Genomic DNA, 1,111 nt, shown 5'->3' on the forward strand with positions numbered 1-1,111 from the left:
GCGACTTTGGTCTTTTTGCCTCTGGCGCGCAGGCGGTCGCAAAACGCCTTGATGTGCGCGTTGGATCGCTGGGCGGCGACGCAGGCCATGTAGAGGGCGCGCCGCACGATGGGGCGGCCGCCCGAGACGTGTCGCTGGCCGCAGTGAGCGCCGCTATCGGAATTGAACGGGGCGAGCCCGGCGAGCGAGGCGATTTCGCGGGCGTTGAGGGTTCCGAGTTCGGGCAGAAAGGCAATGAGCACGGCCGCGGCGCCTTTGCCGATGCCGGGCACCGAGCGCAGCACGGCCTCGGTCTTGCGCCAGAGATCGTTGGCGTGCAGGAAGGCGTCGATGTCGCGATCGGCGTCCTTGATGCGCTGTGAGATGAAGCGAATGAACTCATCGATGCTTGGCAAAGCGGATTTATGGGCGCGTTTGCGGCGATTTTGCTCGGCGGTGAGCATCTCGATGAGCTGTGCGCGGCGCAGGATGAGGGCCTGCAACTGCTGGGTTTGCTCGTCGTTCAGGGGTCTGACTTCGGGTTTGATGGTCGCGCCATAGCGGGCGATGAGGCGCGCATCGATGCGATCGGTCTTGGCCCGTACGCCGGCGGACCTGGCGAAGTCGCGCACCCGCTTGGGATTGACCGCGACGGCGGGCAAGCCGGCCTGGCAGAGGGCTTCGAGGACGGCGCGTTCGAGCTTGCCGGTGGCTTCGAGCACGATGAGTTGTGGGTTGAGCGGCAGCAGTCGGTGGATCAGCTGCGCGAAGCCATCGGGAGAATTGGCCAGGCGAAAGAGTTCGGAGGATTCGTGGAAGGCGATGTCGAGAAAGGAGCCGCTGACATCGATGCCAACGAACAAAGGCGAGACGGAAGAGGATTGGATTTGGTTCACCACAGCACCCATACTTGCAAAGATACGAGCTCGAGGCTCAGTCAACTGTCCGGGTTCAAAGCGGTAAGGAGAAGCGGCGCCACCAGCTTTCTTTCGGGCTGTGAGCCCATGTAACACAAACGGGCTACCGCTTCGAGCGAACGGGAGAGATCAGCTTCCGGACGCCAGATTCAATATACAAGTAACCAAAGAAAGCAGCTTCCGATACGCCCGCGGTCACACGCAATTTGGGTAGT

Annotated in this window: 1 protein-coding gene; it reads right to left on the minus strand. The window is 62.1% G+C overall.

The window, feature by feature from the left end; genetic code table 11:
• Positions 1–866 (minus strand): IS110 family RNA-guided transposase (locus tag NCS00_RS33200; protein ID WP_502801622.1); only part of this gene is annotated, 866 nt, incomplete at its 3' end.
• Between the last annotated feature and the right edge of the window lie 245 nt (positions 867–1,111).

This window comes from Caballeronia sp. AZ1_KS37 (genome assembly GCF_023631165.1).
In the GTDB taxonomy this organism is placed as follows: Bacteria; Pseudomonadota; Gammaproteobacteria; order Burkholderiales; family Burkholderiaceae; genus Caballeronia; species Caballeronia zhejiangensis.